Origin of the sequence: Thermus altitudinis (assembly GCF_022760835.1) — a bacterium.
GTDB classification, from domain to species: domain Bacteria; phylum Deinococcota; class Deinococci; order Deinococcales; family Thermaceae; genus Thermus; species Thermus altitudinis.
In genome coordinates this window covers 85,829-88,781 of the sequence record NZ_JAKTNQ010000006.1, presented here as the reverse complement: position 1 = coordinate 88,781, position 2,953 = coordinate 85,829, and the positions used below count along the sequence as shown (strand labels likewise).

3 protein-coding genes and 1 rRNA gene are annotated in these 2,953 nt (G+C 62.7%); 2 read left to right on the top strand and 2 right to left on the bottom strand.

The window, feature by feature from the left end:
- Positions 1-8: 8 nt before the first annotated feature.
- Positions 9-1,521, bottom strand: a 16S ribosomal RNA gene (locus L0D16_RS03805).
- Positions 1,522-1,645: 124 nt separating this feature from the next.
- Between L0D16_RS03805 and L0D16_RS03800 the strand changes: the two genes are divergently transcribed.
- Positions 1,646-2,317: a PIG-L deacetylase family protein gene (locus tag L0D16_RS03800; protein WP_243030118.1), complete on the top strand. Its 672-nt coding sequence runs from the start codon at positions 1,646-1,648 to the stop codon at positions 2,315-2,317.
- The gene (locus tag L0D16_RS03795; RefSeq protein ID WP_243030117.1) at positions 2,308-2,727 is read left to right on the top strand and encodes an archease; all 420 of its coding nucleotides are present in this window, start codon (positions 2,308-2,310) and stop codon (positions 2,725-2,727) included. The genes L0D16_RS03800 and L0D16_RS03795 overlap by 10 nt, the downstream gene beginning before the upstream one ends.
- A 12-nt stretch (positions 2,728-2,739) precedes the next feature.
- On the opposite strand, the gene L0D16_RS03790 is transcribed toward L0D16_RS03795, so the two are convergent.
- Positions 2,740-2,949, bottom strand: coding sequence for a zinc ribbon domain-containing protein (locus L0D16_RS03790; protein WP_243030122.1), 210 nt, complete (start codon positions 2,947-2,949; stop codon positions 2,740-2,742).
- Positions 2,950-2,953: the final 4 nt, after the last annotated feature.

Below are 2,953 nucleotides of genomic sequence, written 5' to 3'. Positions count from 1 at the left end.
CTCCTTAGAAAGGAGGTGATCCAGCCGCACCTTCCGGTACAGCTACCTTGTTACGACTTCGCCCCAGTCACGAGCCCTACCCTCGGCGCCTGCCCTAAGGCTCCCGGCGACTTCGGGTAGAACCCGCTCCCATGGCGTGACGGGCGGTGTGTACAAGGCCCGGGAACGTATTCACCGCGGCATGGCTGATCCGCGATTACTAGCGATTCCGGCTTCATGGGGTCGGGTTGCAGACCCCAATCCGAACTACGCCCACCTTTCCGCGATTCGCTCCCCATCGCTGGGTCGCCGCGCTCTGTAGTGGGCATTGTAGCACGTGTGTCGCCCAGGCCGTAAGGGCCATGATGACCAGACGTCGTCCCCGCCTTCCTCCCGCTTTCGCAGGCAGTCCCCCTAGAGTGCCCGGCCTATCCCGCTGGCAACTAAGGGCAGGGGTTGCGCTCGTTGCGGGACTTAACCCAACATCTCACGACACGAGCTGACGACGGCCATGCAGCACCTGTGCTAGGGCTCCCTCGCGGGCACCCCAGGCTTTCACCCAGGTCCCCTAGCATGTCAAGGCCTGGTAAGGTTCTTCGCGTTGCTTCGAATTAAACCACATGCTCCACCGCTTGTGCGGGCCCCCGTCAATTCCTTTGAGTTTCAGCCTTGCGGCCGTACTCCCCAGGCGGCGCGCTTAACGCGTTGGCTTCGGCCCCCAGATAACCCCAGAGACCTAGCGCGCATCGTTTAGGGCGTGGACTACCCGGGTATCTAATCCGGTTTGCTCCCCACGCTTTCGCGCCTCAGCGTCAGAAATGGGCCAGGTGGCTGCCTTCGCCATCGGCGTTCCTCCCGGTATCTGCGCATTTCACCGCTACTCCGGGAATTCCACCACCCTCTCCCACCCTCTAGCTTGAGCGTATCCCACGCTCCTCCACGGTTGAGCCGTGGCCTTTCACATGGGACGCCCCAAACCGCCTACACGCCCTTTACGCCCAGTAAATCCGGGTAACGCTCGCGCCCTCCGTATTACCGCGGCTGCTGGCACGGAGTTGGCCGGCGCTATTACCTGGGTACCGTCATCCCCCTCTCCAGGGCTTTCGTCCCCAGTTCAGGAGTTTACACCCCGAAGGGCTTCCTCCTCCAAGCGGCGTCGCTCCGTCAGACTTCCGTCCATTGCGGAAGATTCCTAACTGCTGCCTCCCGTAGGAGTGGGGCCCGTGTCTCAGTGCCCCTGTGGCCGGCCATCCTCTCAGACCGGCTACCCGTCGTCGCCTTGGTGGGCCTTTACCCCACCAACTAGCTGATGGGACGCGGGCCCATCCGGAAGCGGGTCGCCCCTTTAGTCCTACCCCACAGAATAGGACCACATGGCGGATTAGCCTGGGTTTCCCCAGGTTGTCCGCCTCTTCCGGGTAGGTCACCCACGCGTTACTCACCCGTCCGCCGCTGGGCAGGTATAAACCCGCCCCGCCCGACTTGCATGTCTTAGGCACGCCGCCAGCGTTCACCCTGAGCCAGGATCAAACTCTCCAACAAAAAAACGCCTAAAGGCGTGATCTTTCGTGCGTTGCCCTGTTCCTGCGCTTTCAAGATCCCCCGCCGGTCCAACCGGCGCAACATTGAATGTACCAGGTGGGGGCTTTTCTGTCAAGATGGGGGCATGGTGGACCTCTTGGTGGTGGTCCCCCACCCCGATGACGAAAGCTTTGGCGCCGGAGGGGCCCTTCTTCTCGCCAAGGAAGCTGGGCTTAGGACGGGGATCCTAACCCTCACCCGGGGGGAAGCGGGAAGGACCTTGGGGCTATGCTCCCCGGAGGAGCTACCCCAGGTGCGGGTGAGGGAACTCCACCAGGCAGGGGAAATCCTGGGGGTGGATTTCCTCCAGGTCCTCCCCTTTCCCAACGCCCTGCCCCAAGATGCCGGCGAAGGGCCCCGTGGCTTGGCCTCGGGTAAAGGTCTCCTAGACCATCCGGAAGCGGAAGCTGCTATACGGGAATGGCTCCTTTCCCTTAGGCCCCGGTACGTGGTCACCTTTCCCCCAGACGGTATCAACGGCCACCCCGACCACGTGGCCACGAGCCGCTACGCCAAAAGGGCCGCGGAAGGCCTGGCCCAGGTGGTCTACTTCGTCCGACCCGAGGGCCCTTGGCCCATTACCCACCGCCTGCGCCTCCCCGAATGGGCCTTGGCCCGGAAGCTCAAGGCCTTGGCCCAGCACAAAACCCAGGCCCTTTCCATCCTGGCCTTCATGGAAGGATATCCCGAACGGCTCTGGACGGAAACCTTTCACCTTCCGGGCTTCCAGGGCACTGAGGAGGGCCCATGGTGGTAAGGCCCTTGGACCACACCGCCGACGTGGGCTTTGAGCTAGAGGCAAGGAGCCTCGAGGACCTCTTCCAAGCCGCCCTCAAAGGGCTTTTGCAGGTGATGTTCCTCTATCCTCCGGAAGGGGGCAGCCGGCGCCGGCACCTTTCCCTGGAGGCCGAGGACCTGGAAACCCTCCTGGTGCGTTTCCTCAACGAGCTCATCTACCTGGTCCAGACCAAGGGCTTCGTGCCCGGAAGGGCGCGGGTAAGGGTAGAAAGGAAGGATGAGGGTTACCGCCTCACCGCCACCCTCTTAGGGGAACCCTTCCAGGAAGCCTTCGGTTTTCAAGGGGAGGTGAAGAGCGCCACCTTTCACGGCCTGCAGGTGAGCCAGGAGAACGGGAGGTGGAGGGCCCAGGTGATCTTAGACGTGTGACGACTCCCCGCTCTAAAGAGCGGGGCTTCTCGGCTCCGGGTGTAAACCCGTCCCCGAAGGCTCCGTCCGAGCCTTAGCCAAGATGTTTACTGCCGCGGCCACGTCCCGATGGAGAAGAGTACCACAAGAGGGACAGGTGAACTCCCTGACCCACAGGGGCCTCCTCTCCCGGTGTCCGCAGACAGGACAATCCTGGCTTGTGTACTTAGGGTCTACCTTGATGACC